A 15,377-nucleotide genomic window follows, 5' to 3' on the forward strand; every position below is an offset into this window, starting at 1 on the left:
CATAAGCAAAAGGAATTGGAAATTATTTCGAGAAAGATTATCAGGCCGGTTTATTAGGAAATAGATAAAATGTATGAGAAGAATGCACTAAATAATTTTAAAGATGTATTGGGAAAATATTGTGCAATTAATCAGTTTGTTGAATTGTCAAAAAGGTGTTTTGTGGTTGAACATCAAAACGAGATACAGAAAAGGGATACATTTGTGAAGTTAGCAACAGAATATGCAGTAACTCTGACAAATTATGATGCAGATTCGATGGTTTGCGAAATATGCAGAAGTTATATTGTTAATGTTCATTTGTGTTTTGAAACATTTTTGAAAGATGTATGCCGGCAGATAAATAAATACGGAAAGAATGAATATAAACCGAGAATTCAAGAAGAGTCATATTTATCATGTGCAGTCAGAAATATTTGTGGTAATAACTTATCTGATGATATGAAACCTTTGTATGAGTTATGTGAATACTATCGACTGATAAGAAATACTTCGGTTCATGATTTATGTGAGGTTGATTCTCATGAAAAAGAATATCGTAAATTACAAAAGTATAATTTTAAGACCGAGGCTAAATTTTCAAAGCTAGTAGCACCAAATAAATATGAAGAAATATCATTCGATGATTTTGTTATGTTTTCTAGATCTTGTGTTGAATTGGCAACATACATTTTTGAGAAAATGGCTTATGATTATACAAAAATAGCTTTGGATATTCCAGATAAGCAAATAAGTAAATGGCGGAAATATAGTAAAAACCGTCAAGAGAAAGCGCTTTGCTCGTACATAAAGACCTTGTATAAGGTGGATGAAGAGTTCATAGAGCAAATACCAAAACTTATTAGCATGATTATTGACCCGATAGTCTAATGGTAGGGCGTCCCCCTTCATAAGTGCATTTGCAACAGTGCACTTATGAAGGGGAAAGATGTGGTTCGAATCCACATCGGGTCTTTTTATAGATATTACTAACGAAAACGCAGGAGAGAGGTGTTAATGATGGCGAGTTCTTATTATCAAAACTTAATTAAACGTGTTTTAGAAGCATCTACAACGGATAATTGGGAAATAGCAGTGCGGGAATGGGATATTGTTGATTGTGAAGAAGATGAGGAACATGCATCAGAATGTGTATGTGGAAAAGAGAATCTGAGATACTTATTTACGATTAGAAATAGAGAAACAGGTAGAAGTTTATACCCGATAGGATCTTCTTGTATAGAAAAATTTGAGCGAGATGATTTAGATTATGAAGTAGATGTTCAAATGGATATGTATCGTTTAGCGCATGCTATGGAAAGAGGGGAACGAATAGAATTAACTTCAAAGTACTTTTCGAAGAAATTACTATATGCATTGTATGAAGAAGGAGCATTTGCACCCAATAAATATAATAGGTATGATGGAACAAATGATTATCAGTTTATGTTGGATATGTTCAATAAAAGAAATAAGAGTGAGATTACAGAACAGCAGCATAGAAAGATAAGAGGTTTGATAGCATATTCCATCAAGCCATTTTTAAGAGAACGACTAAAATATAAGTGAAGTTTATATAAATAACAATAGAAACAAATAGTAATTTAGCAAAAGGCATGATTTATCAGATTTTTACTGACGATTGTAGCAGAAAGTAAAGTATACCTGAGCAGACAAGTTAAGAGAAATCTTGCAAAGGCAATTGATTTTATTCAGTACATAGAAATTTTGTGGTACTGCCAATTAGTACCACAAAATTTCTAGTTGCAGAAACATCGTCTGGAGATTATAATTTCCATAGGTTGACTTGCAAACCATCAGATTATTATTTTCTGAATAGTAAACAAACCTGCAAGCCACCAGAACTACACACAATAATGACAATATAGCAATGGTACTGGATTGGTACTAAAAATATGTGAAACGAAAAATAACGTGTGGAAAAGGTACAACTTATCAATACACAATAGTATAGATAACTGTATTGAAATAATCTGAATCAAACCAGACTCTGCGAGTTTGAATAGTTGAAGCTGAGCTGTAAAGCCTTTGTTTACAAGGGTTTTACAGCTTTTCCTTTATAGGATTGCATTTTCATTGCATTATTTTTCTTCAACTGTTCTGTGATAGATTGCTGTATGTTGATTGCTGGTATAATTAGCAATGCTTTCAGTAGCAGATTGTACTTGTAATATTCCAGTCAGTTTTTTAGCAACTTCAAGATTCGTATTTGGATACAGATGACCATAAGTGCCGAGTGTTGTCTGTATTTTTTCATGTCCTAAACGTTCCTTGATAAGTAAAGGATTTTCGCCCATGCTGATAAGCAATGAAGCGTGTGAATGTCGCAAGGCATGAATTTTAATACGATGAACACCTGCTAAATTTGACAACTTTTCCAAAGCTCTGGGAAGCGTTGTTTTACTGGTTGGAGTTCCGTTATAACTTAGTACAAGTGGACAATCGGGAAGAACCTGTTGTTGAACACTTTGCCAAGCCTTTAGCTCATTGAGTGTATCTGAATCAATATAAATAGTACGGATACTTGCCTGTGTTTTCGGCTCAACGAATTTATAGTCCGTCATTGTTCGGTAATATAATGTTTTGGTAATGCTAAGCAAGCCTGTTTCAAAATCTATGTCTGACCAATGTAATGCTGACGCTTCGCCAATTCGCATACCAGTCATAAATAATAACCAGAACGATATAAACAGATAATGTTCATAATAGTCTTTCTTACAGAGTAAGGAAATAACCTTTTGAAATTCTTCTAATGTCCAGAAATCAACTTTGGTTTTCTTGCTTTTGATATTGCCTATCATACGAGAAGGATTTTTCTTCGCAATTCCAAGAACAATAGCTCTGTCAAATGCGATAGAAAGCATTCCCTGTACGATACGAATGTAATTAGGGCTAAAATCTTTTGCAAGTTTCAACTGCCAGTTTTGAACATGGATAGGTTCGATTTCGTCTGTTTCCATTTTGTAGAAATAGGAAAAATGTTTCTTGATGGTAGTAGCACGATTAAGATAAGTGCTTTCTTTTACCTGTGTTTTATACCATGGCAGGTAGGTTTCTTCTATAAATTGCTGAAAAGAAACGCCATCTTTTTTGTTGTTAATTCTTCGGTAGAAGCTAACACCAGTTTTGAATATTCTTCCTTTGCTTCTTTTTTCGTTCTGAATCCACTTCGGTATTTCTGTATCTGTTTTCCGGTAATGGGATTGTAGCCTAAATTAGCTCTGAAATAATAAGTTCCGTTATCTGCTTTCTTAATAGGGGCTTTTGCCATGATTTCACTCCTTACATGATATGCAAGAAGTACAATCAATCGTTTGTGTCTGATAATGTAATCCCTAATAATTCTTCCACGGCTTCTTTGGGTACTCTGTCCAATTTACGGGATTGGTAATAAGTATGCCCTTTTTCAATCATAAGTTTTTTTGCTTTTCTTATGATGTCTGCCGATGTCCACTCTTCAATGAATTATCATACGAATATATCTTCAATACTTTATAATTCAAGAGTAATAATAAGGCTATTGGCATGTACTTTTGCAACAATATTTCCGCCAAGAATGGCAACAAGTGTTTTTACTACCGCAAGTCCCAATCCTGTACTTCCATTATGTCTTGATTTATCGCCTGTATAAAAACGGTCAAAAAGTCGATTGCAATCAATTTCTGAACTGTCACTCATTGGATTTTCAATGGTAAATATAATATTATTATTTTCTTTCTCCATAAGTGTTATTTTTATCGTTCCAACAGAATACTTAATTGCATTTGTCAACAGATTTTGTAAAATTCGTTCTACCATATTTTTATCAGAATATACGTATATTGAATAATCTGGGAGATTTATTTCGGGTAAAATATTCTCCTTTTCTAATGCAACGGCATTTTCCGTAATTAAATTTATTAACATATTAGATATATTAAACTTTTCTTTTTCTGGAACTGTCTGCTGTTCCTCCAAAATAGAAAGGTCATAGAATGTTTCTACCAATTCTTTCATTTTTTCGGCTTTGCTAAAAATCACTTTTACACGCTGTGCTTGACTGGATTCCAAATTTTCTTTTTGCAATAATTGTAAATGACCAAGAATGACTGTAAGAGGTGTACGCAAATCATGTGATATATTAGCAACAGATTCTTTTAAATACTCTTCATTGCGTAATACGCCTGCAACAGCCTGTCGTTGTCTGATATTATATTGATTCAATATACCAGCCAGTTTTTCTAAATCTTTATCAATCAACGAAATGTCTAACATCTGCTGTGAATTTCCAGAATTCAATTCATTAACTTGATCCGCAAGATTACGGATTTGTTTTTTTAATTGAATATATCGAAATAGCAGTATTACTAAAAATATTATTATGATAATTAAAATCCATTCTATGTTAGACATTTTCTCCACCTATTTAAAATCACATTTACAAAATTTTATCCACGAAAGCAATACCAATATACCAGACCATATACATCCTACTAAAATAGCTATCGGTTGAAAAAAGGTTTTCATGCTGACAACGATTCTGATTTGATAAGTAGGTAAAAAACCGACTGGTAATCTCAACATCATTCCATAGCCAAGATATAAGCTAAGACCAAAAATAATAATTGCTGTAACCGAAGTTGCTTTTACAGCATCCTGTAAATAGCAACAAATAAGTATTGCAATTAGAAATATCGCACTATTAAGCAGACAAGAATAAATGATTGCTTTTATAATATTGTAAAAAAACATTCCCACGTCTGCAACACCAAAGCGTCCAAATTCCCTTATGCACCCTGAAACTGGATAGACAAGAGCCATAAGATTAAAAGCAATTAAATACGATATTATTTTACTTGTAAAAATTTGTTTTCTGGAATGTCCAGCACTGACCTCTAAGTTTATTGTTCTCTTAGAAAATTCCTGTCCTAAAATCAATGCAAGTATAGCCGACATGATGATAAGAAGAAACGTAGAATCATACACCATTCCATTAAAAATATCAGCAAGAGAAGAAGCAATTTCTTCTGTCGATCCCATGACCTCTGTAACATAAGTATCTGCTGTAAAAAATCCTAAAATAAATATTCCAATCATACCACACCAGTAAATAGAATTATGTAACAACTGATATTTTTCCAGTTTTAATAATTTATCCATAAAAAACACCTCCGGTTATTTCAAGTCTGTATGTAAAAAAGCACTACCTGCAATGAAATATAAAATAAAATTCCATAAAAAATCTACAAACAAGCAAAAGTTTGTCGAATAGACCTTTTGCAATGAAATTAACCTAAGTTGTCCCATTGGTATTATTCTGCTGATTATTTGTGCAGATTCACTGTTCAGCAAAAAAATCATAACAAAAAATAAAACCATTGAAACTGTCAGTGTTTTCCCCATATCACGAAAAATAAAAGCAAAAAACATCGGTAATGCACACAGTGTTATCATGGCAAACAGAGTTAGTAAAACCATAGTATATGTGCTATCATTCCAAAAAAGTTTTTCTCCAATATAAAATTGACTAATAATTCCATGTACAAATAATGGAAATACCAGAATGATAATACAACCTATTTGAGATACAATTAACTTTACTCTAAATATAGAACTTCTTTTATGTCCGGCAGTAATATAAGTATTTAAAGTTCTTCCACTAAAATCACTTCCAATGAACAATGCTATAAACACTATAATCAAAAAATAGAGTAACGGAATATTGTATAATGATGCCATAATTAAGTTTGAAGAGCGTTCTTTACTATCTAACAGCAATATGCTACTTAAAAGGAGATTGAATATTCCAATTCCCCAAAAATACCAACTGTGAAACAACTTATATAACTCAGTTTTTAGGAGATTTGACATCTTTTGTTCCTCCTATTTTGCTCAAAAAATAGTCCTCCAAAGTATCGCCAGATACAGAAAGTCCTGTTACAAGAATGTGCGATTCTGCCAAAGCAGACGCAACTGTCTCTAAATCATTCAAATAATCATACAAACGAATTATGCCATCTGGCATTAGTTTAAAGTTATCTGTATGAAGATTCTCTTCCAAAACCAGAACCGTTTTCTGAACATCTGTTGTTTTAATTGCTATATGTCGTTTACACCGTTCATTTAATTCATAATCAGAAATCTCTTCTATAATTTTTCCATGGTCAATCAGAATAAATTCTGATGCTGTTTGATACAATTCTTCTAAGATATGGCTTGAAACCAAAATGGTCATACCATATTCTTTATTCAAAATTTTTAATAAATTTCTGATTTCTACAATTCCAGCAGGGTCAAGACCATTGATAGGCTCGTCTAAAATCAATAGTTCTGGTGTATTTAAAAGTGCAATCGCTATCCCCAATCGTTGACGCATACCTAATGAAAAATTGCGGACACTCTTTTTACCTGTATCTTGCAATCCAACCATATCTAATGTCCTTTTAATAACTGATTTATCTGGTATGCCTCGTTGAATACGCTGTACTTCCATATTTTGATAGGCAGTCATTGACGGGAATAGAGCAGGCGTTTCAATCATACTTCCAATTCGTTTACGCTGTTTCTGCAATTCTTCTGTTCTAGAATTTCCCCATAAAGAAAGTGTACCACTTGTTGGAAACGCAAGCCCTGTGACTAATCTTAAAAAAGTAGTCTTACCTGCTCCGTTTTGACCAATAAATCCATAAATTTTTCCTTTTTTTATTTGTAAATTTATGTGGTCTAATGCTAATGTTTGTTTATATTCTTTGGTTAAAGACTTTGCTTCTAAAATAATTGAACTCATATCCCAAACCTCCTTTACTTAAACCAGTATAACGGGCAATTTTAAAGAATTTCTTAAATCGTAATGAGAAAAGTTAAAAAAATAATAAAGCTAAGGAACGTTTAATCCTTAGCTTTATGTAGGCGGTAGCCAATGCCCCAAACAGTATCAATAAATTCTGTATCAGAGCATATCGCTTTTAATTTATTGCGTAAATTACTGATATGAACATTAAGTGTATTATCTTCAGCAATATATTCTGTATCCCAAACACTTTGAAAAAGATTCGATTTTGAAAATACTTTATCTGGATATTTCATCAACAATTCTAAAATGCCAAATTCTTTAGCGGTTAAGGATAATTCTATTCCATTCAAAAATGCTGTATTTTTCTCTAGGTCTAAAGTCAAATTGTTATATTGCAAACATTCTGTCTGGCTATTTTGAAATTGTACTCTTCGCAGATTACTTTCAATTCTGGCAAGCACTTCTTCCATATCAAAAGGTTTTGTGATATAATCGTCTGCTCCCAGACGAAGCAAGTCGATTTTATTTTGTGTAGTTTCTTTCGCTGAAATGATAATAACAGGTATCGTAGATTTCTTGCGTACATCAGATAAAATAATATCACCACTCCGATAAGGAAGCATAATATCAAGTATAATCAAATCAATTTTTTCTTTATTCAAAAAATCCAGAACATGAAGTCCATCATATTGGCAATGCACAGCATATCCTTTTTCTTTTAGAAAATCAGCCAATAACGCATTTATTTCTAAATCATCTTCAATAATCAATATTTTATTCATTAGCCTACCTCATTCCTGCAATGCTACTTTCCCATTATACATTTAAGGTTGTATTTCCTCAATACCATTGCAACCAATTATATGAGAGGGATTCTTATTTTGTCAATCTAATTGTAAGCAGAATAGTATAGATTGGATAAACAATTACCATACTATTCTGCTGTAACATTTATTCTACAATCTTCCAGTTATCGTCCTTATGAAGCACAAGCTCATACTGTGAGATTTGCGTCATTTTCGACTTGTTATCCAGATACTTTACGGACACGCTGACTTTGAGGTTGTCGCCGTCTTTGGTAAAGACAGGGTTTACCAGTTTCGAAAATACATAGTCGCCGGATACAGGAGCAAGCACACCGTCTTTGACATAGTAGGCAAGTTCCTTTTCCGTAGCTGTCGGATAGAGCTTAAAGAATGTTTCCAAGAAAGCGGTAGCGTCCTTAACTGTGTCGGAACTGACACTGACATCGGCTTCCTGTACTTTCGGTTCATACTTTGATTTCTGTACCGACGGAGCAAGGGTAGGATTCTGGGTAATGACCATTGCACCGTCCTTATCTACATGAACGGTCACGGTATAGTTTTCTGTGACTGCCTGTGTCTGTTCTACATTCCAGACCAGCACATTTGTAACCGTAACACTGGTTGGTATGTCCGTTCTGATGGTATCAGCGTTCAAGTCCTGTAATTCTTTGGTAAGGTATTTACTGATTTCCGTTGTTCTTGCTTCAATGGCTTCCTTGTTGGTATCCCATGAGTAGTAGGCTTTCGCAAAGTTCTTGACGAAATTCTCAATACCGTTGGTATCGTTCAATCTTAGTTGAATGATTTCTTTTTCATGTACCGTGTGGGTGTCAATGACAGTAAAGTTCTTATACACACTAAAGCTGGTGCTTGCCAGAAGCACCGCCCACAACAGCAGGACAGATTTTTTATGTGTCCCGACTTTCATGATACGCACTTTCTTATTCGTAGGTGCTTTCTCTGTTTTTTCTTTATATAAAAAAGTGCTGTAACTGAAGAAAAAACATGATATCATGCGAGTAACAAACCAAAATTTGGAGGCTATTGGAAATGACTGAAAGAGAAAAAATGCTAAGTGGAGAGTTATACGATCCAACAGATAAAGAATTGGAGCAACTACGCCTGAATGCGCGTAAATTAGCAAGAAAATACAATTTGATAGATGAAGATCAGCCAGAAGAGCAAGCACAGATATTGCAAGAATTACTGCCAACAACAGAGGAGCTTCCGTATTTGCAGGCACCTGTTTACTTTGATTACGGATGCAATACTTTCTTTGGGAAATTCAGTTCTGCTAATTTTAATTTTACATGTTTAGATGTAGGTGAAATACATATAGGCGATCATGTGATGATTGGTCCAAATGTTACATTGGCAACTCCTATGCATCCATTATTACCTGAAGAACGCAATATCCGAAAGAGAGAAGATGGTAGTTTTTATAATCTTGAATATGCGAAACCAATCACTATAAAAGATAATTGTTGGCTGGCATCTAATGTAGTTGTTTGCGGTGGTGTCACCATAGGAGAAGGGTGTGTAATTGGTGCAGGAAGCGTTGTAACAAGAGATATTCCACCTTATAGTCTGGCAGCTGGAAATCCATGCCGGGTTATTCGTAAGATAACTGAGAAAGACCATATGCCAGATGTAATTGAAAAGAATTGAAAACTTCAAGTTTGAAAAATTGAGAAATCGTAAAATGGAAGAAAAAAGAAATGCACAGTTCTTAGCTTATCGGGAGCTGTGCATTTCTGTAAATAAATACTTTTAATTTAGCCGATTACGGCATCCTCTGCTGTAAAATGTTCCAGAGAATTTTCTTTTACCTGAATGCAGATATAAGTAATTCCGGAAATATCGGATGCAAAAAACTGACGCTTTGCAGCAGGTGCGATTTTTAGCCAGTCTCCAGTTGAAAGGCTGATTTCTTCTCCATCAATTATGGCTTTGCCGTTACCTGAAAGAATTCCATAGATTTCTTCATTTTCTTTATGAGAATGAACAAATGGGATATTTGCTCCTGCAGGTAGTTCGTTTAAACTGATTTCTGCACCTGTTAAAGACAACTTTTCATGCAGCTCAATTCGGTTTTCCTTTCCAATAGTTGTTTTTGTGTAATTTGCCATAATAATACCTCCATAGTTAATTTGTAGTTTCAGGGTTGCGTGGTATTAGTATAGTGTGAGACATATGCAAAAACAAGTACGCACCTTTTTGTAACTGTACATTCAAAATTGAATGTATTACAATAGACTCGGAGGTGAGAATTATGCGAGCAAAAGAAGAATTACCGGAATGCCCGGTTGCAACAGCAGTATCTCTCATCGGAGGAAAATGGAAATTATTATAAATCAATCATAGATTGATTCTTTGTTTGGAATTTAAGCAACATAGAAATCGAGATTTGTAAGAATAAAAAGGAAAAAGAAATGACGGTTCAACAATTAAAATATATTTTGAAGGTAGCAGAAGTTGGCTCTATTACTGAAGCGGCAAAAATGCTTTTTATATCACAGCCAAGTCTGTCCAACTCCATCAAAGAAACGGAAAAAGAGGCTGGTATCACCATTTTTCACCGCAGCAGAACCGGAATTACTCTGACAAAAGATGGTGCTGAATTTCTCGGTTATGCTCGTCAGGTAATACAGCAGATGGAACTGCTGGAGGATCGGTATGTTACAAATCTTCCGGGGAAAGTGACATTTGGAGTATCTTCTCAGCACTATACTTTTACGGAAAACGCTTTTGTGGAGTTAGTTAAGCGTTTTGGACAAGAACGATACGCTTTTTATTATAATGAAACCGGAACACATCAGATATTGGATGATGTGAAAAATCGTGTCTGTGATTTAGGCATCCTTTATTTATCGCATGAAAACGAAGTCGTCATGCGGAAAGTGATAGAGGAAAACCATCTGGTGTTTACCAAGCTATTTTCAGCAAAGCCTCATGTTTTTTTGCAAAAAGATCACCCATTGGCATCGAAAAAAGTAGTTTCCGTCCATGACCTCGCACCTTATCCGCGGCTAAATTTTGTACAGGGAGAGTATGAATCTGTCTATTTTTCAGAGGAACTATTCAGTTCCATTCCGGTGGATAAGGAAATTCGGGTCAATGACAGAGGGGCTATTGTCAACTTCATGCTTGGACTGAATGCATATACTATTTCAAGTGGCATTTTCCCGAAATATTTGAACGGAGAAAATATCATCTCCGTTCCGCTTGCAGAAAATGAAACAATGCATATTGGATATGTGCTGAATGAAAATCAGGAATTAAGCGAACTTGGAAAAAGCTACCTGGAAGAATTACGGAAATATGCTCCAGCCAATCCATAGTCATAGGCTATGGATAATCATATAAAATAGGTGTTATGTATGTACCGCTGTTTGCTGATATAATAACAGCAGAAAGGTGGTTGATGATTATGCCTATGGCAGTGCTGAGCAATTTTCTGATTTATTGCGTTATAAATGCTTTTACTCCGGGACTGGGAAATATTCTGGCATTAAATACCGTAACAAACTATGGATATAAAAAAGGAAAGCCGCTGTTCTTTGGGATTTTTGCAGGCTACTATGTAGTACAAATCTTATGTGCCATTTTCGTATATGGGGTTAATTCTTTGCTTCCAAATACAATGGAAGTGATGAAGTATATCGGAGCAGCCTATATCCTATGGCTTGCGATTCATATTGCTTTCAGCAAGCCGTCAACAGAAAACGCAGAGCAATCGGCATCGTTTCTGAAAGGCTTCATGTTGCAATTTGTCAATGTGAAGATTTATATGTTCGGAGTTACCGCACTAACGGGTTATGTTGTAGAATATATGTCCTCCTTTCCGGCTTTGCTGTTTTTTGAGCTGGTTATTGCAACGATCGGAACGATCGCAACCTGTACTTGGACTGGCTTGGGCGTACTGATTCAGAAGTTTTATCTGCGGCATTTCCGTGTTATTAACATTATCCTTGCACTAACATTACTGGAGTGTATTTGTGGAATGTTAAGATAATTGTTGCTTTTAGTGAAGCATAATCTGGATTATTTAAAATGATTACAGTAGCAATGGTATTTTTTTCATTTACAACTCTGCTCGGAAACTGTTTTTATTGTGACAATCTTTTAATCTACATTCACAAAAAACAGCCGGAAAAAGCTTTTATGAAAGGCTTCAGACTGGTATCGGCACTTGCAATCTTTCTGGGAGCAGGAATGGAGATGTCTCTTTTGTGGGATCTTTCCGATGCACTGATGGGGTTATGGCACTCATTAACATTCCGGTTATCCTGATTTTATCAGAGCTTGCATTTAAAGCGGTCCAAGATTATGAAGCACAGTTAAAGAAAGGAATTAACCCTGTTTTTAAAAGCGCAGACATCGGGCTTAGTCAAAAAACAGATTTCTGGAGATAGGTTTAACAAAAGCTAAAAGAATAATAAGATGATTACAATTAATACCGCCGATATAGGATATAATAAATCCTTCAAGCGAGTTCTCTTTTACCTGGATACATAAGTGATTTCTGAATCTTCTTAAGCAAAGAAATGTGATGGAAAGGACCTGCAGGACACATTGCAGGCAAACCGGAAAAGGTGCGTTGGTATGGCGGCAGAAAGAAAGACCAAGAGTTCCACATTATGAACTCTTGGTCTTTCTTTTTTCGGGACTTATTCTTTTTCCACAACCCCTTTTGCTTATATTTAAATTAAGTAAATATTTATTTAAATATATTTTTCTTTAGATAATCAACAGATCTTTCTACTGAGCTATGAGGATCATCCCAATATATTGAATCGTTTATTTCTAAATCGATAATACCTGTATAGTTATGCTTTTCAAGAATTTCGATGTATTCTTTTAGTGGATAATTACCATCCCCCAGAATATAATGTCCGGAAGGATCGCCATCTGCAAAATGGATAAACTGTATAGTATCTTCACCAAGAACCTTGTAATAATCTTCAAGATTCTCATGCGCTACTTCCATAGCGACCAAATCGACACAAGTCTTTAATGCTGGACTATTGACTTCTTCCAACATAGCTTTCATTTGTGGCAAGTTGACCAACAAATTACTCTCGTATGGTTGAAGTTGTTCAAGTAAGATTGTAACTCCACGTTTATGCGCCATTTCACATACTTTACTAATTGTTTCAACTGCACGCTTCCAACTATCTTCTCGAGGAATATCGAGAGGACCACAACCAGAATTCATAAATAACCTAGTTGTTCCTAAAGTAAGAGCATCATCAATAGCCATATCAAAGTAATCAATTGTTCGATCGCGAATAGGTTGTTCAGGAGCACTCAAGCTGTAGGGATATGCTAAAGTTTCTGGCGTATACATTACAAATTTAAGTCCTAAATCTTCAGCTTTTTTTCTGATCTCACGAAGTTTTCGTTCGGCGGCAGATGAAGTGAGATAATCTAATCTGCAATAATGTGGCGATGCTCCCCATAAGTCGAGATTTTTAACTCCACAACGATGCATGGAATTAAGATAATAATCGAGTGTATAATGAAAATATTGTACACCCATAACAGCTACTTGATCCATTGTGATATTTGACATAATAACACCTCCATAATTTTTTTGATATACAAGTAGTTAAAATAAGATACACTATAATAATAGAATATCATAACTTGTATAAATGTCAATGGTTATATTTCATTATTTAGTACATATTAAAATAAAAATTTGTTTAGAGAATATAAAACTAAAAACAATGGATGTACGTAACGATAATGTATACTTCTCTTTATGTTAGAGTGATAACATTGGGTCTTGTTGTGTTGAACAAATATCTTTTTTGTTTAATATTGTTTTGGAACGACGATGCATGATGAAAGTAAAAATACACAGAATGAAAATAGACGTTCCAAGTGAAAGTAGTAGGTTTCCATTTGTAATACCAATAATTAAATATCCGATTAAACTACATCCAGCGACTGTTAGAGCGTAAATCATCTGTGTTGAAACATGGGTAAGATGGTTTACACCAGCACCCGCACTAGAGAGAATAGTTGTATCAGATATTGGAGAACAATGATCTCCAAAAACACTTCCAGCTAACGTTGCAGCAAGAGAAGAGAGTAGCAATTCAGGACAAATTGATTGAGCAACAGGGATTATAATAGGAATTAAAATACCAAAAGTTCCCCATGAAGTTCCGGTGGAAAAACTTAAGAATGCAGCAAGTATAAATACAAGTGCAGGAAGCAAAGCACCTGGAAGTCCGGTAGTTTCTATAAAAGTTTTTACAAAAACAGGTGTACTAAGTAAATCGCGACATACACTACCGATTGTCCATGCTAGCATAAGTATACAACCGGAAGTAATCATTTGTTGCATGCCTTTTGTAAAGTTATCCATGAATTCTTTAAATGTCATGATTTTTCTCGGTATATACATAAAAAATGCAGTAATAATTCCAGCAAAACTTCCCCAAACAAGGGCTTGAGCTGCAACACAGTTTCCTAGAGCAGCGGTGATAGTGTGAAGTGAAGGATCATTGCTCCAGTAGCCACCATTGTAAAGCATGCCAAGGATTGCAGTTACAATGAGTACAAGAATTGGAACAATCATATCAGCGACACGTCCAGATTTTGGCTGTGCCAATGAATCTTTTTGTTCATCAAGTCCGCCGAGGAAACCTCTTTCAGCTAATACCTCCTGTTTTGCCATAGGACCAAAATCCAAGGAAAAGACACAGAGGAGAAAAACCATAAGAAGGCTAAGAATGGCGTAAAAATTGTATGGAATAGCCGTAATAAAGGCTTTAAATTCAGAGTCAAAAGCACCTGTATTTTTAAGATAACTACCGACAGCAGCTGCCCAACTTGATATAGGTGCGATGATACAGACGGGTGCAGCTGTTGCATCAATAATGTAAGCAAGTTTTGCACGGCTGACATGATGTCTGTCAGTTATAGGTTTCATAACTGTTCCCACTGTCAAGCAATTGAAATAATCGTCTAAAAAAATCAAACAACCAAGCAAACTAGTAAGTAATAGAGAGGAACGTTTTGTACGAATGATTTTTGATGCCCATTTTCCATAAGCTTGAGCTCCTCCAGAAGCATTGATTAGATAAACTAATCCGCCCAACAAAAAACAGAAAATGATAATATTCATATCAGCTTTTTGTATCATAACGTCAAATACAGTAGAAACGGGACCAACAATCGGATTCATACCAGAAGCGATAGAGTAAATAATGGTTCCAGATAAAACACCTGCTATAAGTGAAAATAGAACCTCTTTTGTGATTAATGCAAGAATAATAGCAATCATAGGCGGAAGAATAGACAACCACCCAACATATACAGCATCCATAATAAAAATCTCCTTATCTGTTTGTTTTTTAATAGTAAAAAATAGAATTAAAAGAATTGCCACGATTAGGTAAGGAGAAAAATTTCATTACCTAACATGGAGAATTCCGTTTTAGGAATTCGCACAGAATTTTCCGTGAAGTAGTTAACACGTGTTCTCATAAGATAGACCTCCTTATATTATAAAGTAGTAGTGTTTATAGACCCTCTCCAAGGTCTGTATGCTACGCAAATAAGTGGAATAACATAATTTGTATTAAAAAAATAAAATATGTATATGTACTAGATGAGTGAATTATACCGCGAACTGGAATTGTATGCAATAAAAATAAAAAGAATATGATAAGATTGTGTAAAATAACTAAAAACCGTACATTTATAAATTATAGATATTTTTTTATAAGATAATTAAAATAGAATATTGACAATATTCATACAAGTGATATAATTTATACATA

15 protein-coding genes, 1 tRNA gene and 3 pseudogenes are annotated in these 15,377 nt (G+C 34.6%); 8 read left to right on the top strand and 11 right to left on the bottom strand.

Going from position 1 to position 15,377, the window contains the following annotated elements; all coding sequences use genetic code 11:
• Positions 1–69 precede the first annotated feature (69 nt).
• The 3 genes from ACZ47Z_RS02345 (at position 70) to ACZ47Z_RS02355 (ending at position 1,548) form a co-directional block, all read left to right on the top strand.
• Entirely contained in the window at positions 70–870 is an 801-nt protein-coding gene (locus ACZ47Z_RS02345) for a hypothetical protein (RefSeq protein WP_054752122.1), read from the top strand.
• A tRNA-OTHER gene (locus tag ACZ47Z_RS02350) sits at positions 856–954 on the top strand. Before ACZ47Z_RS02345 ends, ACZ47Z_RS02350 begins: the two co-directional genes overlap by 15 nt.
• 42 nt (positions 955–996) lie before the next feature.
• Positions 997–1,548, top strand: a complete 552-nt coding sequence (locus ACZ47Z_RS02355) for a hypothetical protein (protein ID WP_117860672.1) — start codon at positions 997–999, stop codon at positions 1,546–1,548.
• A 533-nt stretch (positions 1,549–2,081) separates the two neighbouring features.
• Here ACZ47Z_RS02355 and ACZ47Z_RS02360 read toward each other — a convergent pair.
• The 8 genes and pseudogenes from ACZ47Z_RS02360 to ACZ47Z_RS02395 all read right to left on the bottom strand — a co-directional run bounded on the left by ACZ47Z_RS02360 (position 2,082) and on the right by ACZ47Z_RS02395 (position 8,593).
• Positions 2,082–3,271, bottom strand: a pseudogene (locus ACZ47Z_RS02360) (site-specific integrase).
• Between the two features lie 35 nt (positions 3,272–3,306).
• The gene (locus ACZ47Z_RS02365) at positions 3,307–3,462 is read right to left on the bottom strand and encodes a DUF3173 family protein (protein ID WP_117498799.1); all 156 of its coding nucleotides are present in this window, start codon (positions 3,460–3,462) and stop codon (positions 3,307–3,309) included.
• Positions 3,463–3,492: 30 nt separating this feature from the next.
• Positions 3,493–4,392, bottom strand: coding sequence for a sensor histidine kinase (locus tag ACZ47Z_RS02370; protein WP_464525828.1), 900 nt, complete (start codon positions 4,390–4,392; stop codon positions 3,493–3,495).
• A 9-nt stretch (positions 4,393–4,401) separates the two neighbouring features.
• Positions 4,402–5,139, bottom strand: a complete 738-nt coding sequence (locus tag ACZ47Z_RS02375; protein ID WP_054752124.1) for an ABC transporter permease — start codon at positions 5,137–5,139, stop codon at positions 4,402–4,404.
• Between the two features lie 15 nt (positions 5,140–5,154).
• Positions 5,155–5,850 carry an ABC transporter permease gene (locus ACZ47Z_RS02380; RefSeq protein WP_054752127.1) on the bottom strand — a complete coding sequence of 232 codons (696 nt, stop codon included), beginning with the start codon at positions 5,848–5,850 and terminating at the stop codon, positions 5,155–5,157.
• Positions 5,828–6,766 (bottom strand): ABC transporter ATP-binding protein, encoded by a 939-nt coding sequence (locus ACZ47Z_RS02385; protein ID WP_054752128.1) that lies wholly within the window; start codon positions 6,764–6,766, stop codon positions 5,828–5,830. The genes ACZ47Z_RS02380 and ACZ47Z_RS02385 overlap by 23 nt, the downstream gene beginning before the upstream one ends.
• A gap of 101 nt (positions 6,767–6,867) precedes the next feature.
• On the bottom strand, positions 6,868–7,554 hold the full coding sequence (locus ACZ47Z_RS02390) for a response regulator transcription factor (protein WP_055303146.1): 687 nt from the start codon (positions 7,552–7,554) through the stop codon (positions 6,868–6,870).
• A gap of 169 nt (positions 7,555–7,723) precedes the next feature.
• Positions 7,724–8,593 carry a conjugal transfer protein gene (locus ACZ47Z_RS02395; RefSeq protein ID WP_157050414.1) on the bottom strand — a complete coding sequence of 290 codons (870 nt, stop codon included), beginning with the start codon at positions 8,591–8,593 and terminating at the stop codon, positions 7,724–7,726.
• Between the two features lie 35 nt (positions 8,594–8,628).
• On the opposite strand from ACZ47Z_RS02395, the gene ACZ47Z_RS02400 reads away from it, so the two are divergent.
• The gene (locus tag ACZ47Z_RS02400; protein WP_054752135.1) at positions 8,629–9,246 is read left to right on the top strand and encodes a sugar O-acetyltransferase; all 618 of its coding nucleotides are present in this window, start codon (positions 8,629–8,631) and stop codon (positions 9,244–9,246) included.
• A gap of 107 nt (positions 9,247–9,353) precedes the next feature.
• Here the strand turns inward: ACZ47Z_RS02400 and ACZ47Z_RS02405 are convergent, their stop codons facing one another.
• Positions 9,354–9,707, bottom strand: a complete 354-nt coding sequence (locus ACZ47Z_RS02405) for a cupin domain-containing protein (RefSeq protein WP_054752137.1) — start codon at positions 9,705–9,707, stop codon at positions 9,354–9,356.
• Between the two features lie 143 nt (positions 9,708–9,850).
• Between ACZ47Z_RS02405 and ACZ47Z_RS02410 the strand changes: the two are divergent.
• The 4 genes and pseudogenes from ACZ47Z_RS02410 to ACZ47Z_RS02425 all read left to right on the top strand — a co-directional run.
• Positions 9,851–9,928: pseudogene (locus ACZ47Z_RS02410) on the top strand (winged helix-turn-helix transcriptional regulator); the annotation flags it as partial.
• Between the two features lie 82 nt (positions 9,929–10,010).
• Entirely contained in the window at positions 10,011–10,919 is a 909-nt protein-coding gene (locus ACZ47Z_RS02415; RefSeq protein WP_464525829.1) for a LysR family transcriptional regulator, read from the top strand.
• Positions 10,920–11,008: 89 nt separating this feature from the next.
• The gene (locus ACZ47Z_RS02420; protein WP_464525830.1) at positions 11,009–11,593 is read left to right on the top strand and encodes a LysE family transporter; all 585 of its coding nucleotides are present in this window, start codon (positions 11,009–11,011) and stop codon (positions 11,591–11,593) included.
• 53 nt (positions 11,594–11,646) lie between these two features.
• A pseudogene (locus tag ACZ47Z_RS02425) lies at positions 11,647–11,993 on the top strand (alanine:cation symporter family protein).
• A 305-nt stretch (positions 11,994–12,298) separates the two neighbouring features.
• Here ACZ47Z_RS02425 and ACZ47Z_RS02430 read toward each other — a convergent pair.
• Together ACZ47Z_RS02430 and ACZ47Z_RS02435 are read right to left on the bottom strand one after the other, a co-directional pair.
• Positions 12,299–13,153 (bottom strand): sugar phosphate isomerase/epimerase family protein, encoded by an 855-nt coding sequence (locus tag ACZ47Z_RS02430; RefSeq protein WP_055146643.1) that lies wholly within the window; start codon positions 13,151–13,153, stop codon positions 12,299–12,301.
• A gap of 195 nt (positions 13,154–13,348) precedes the next feature.
• On the bottom strand, positions 13,349–14,920 hold the full coding sequence (locus tag ACZ47Z_RS02435) for a Na+/H+ antiporter NhaC family protein (protein ID WP_464525831.1): 1,572 nt from the start codon (positions 14,918–14,920) through the stop codon (positions 13,349–13,351).
• Positions 14,921–15,377 lie beyond the last annotated feature (457 nt).

It is taken from the genome of Mediterraneibacter faecis, from assembly GCF_055383675.1.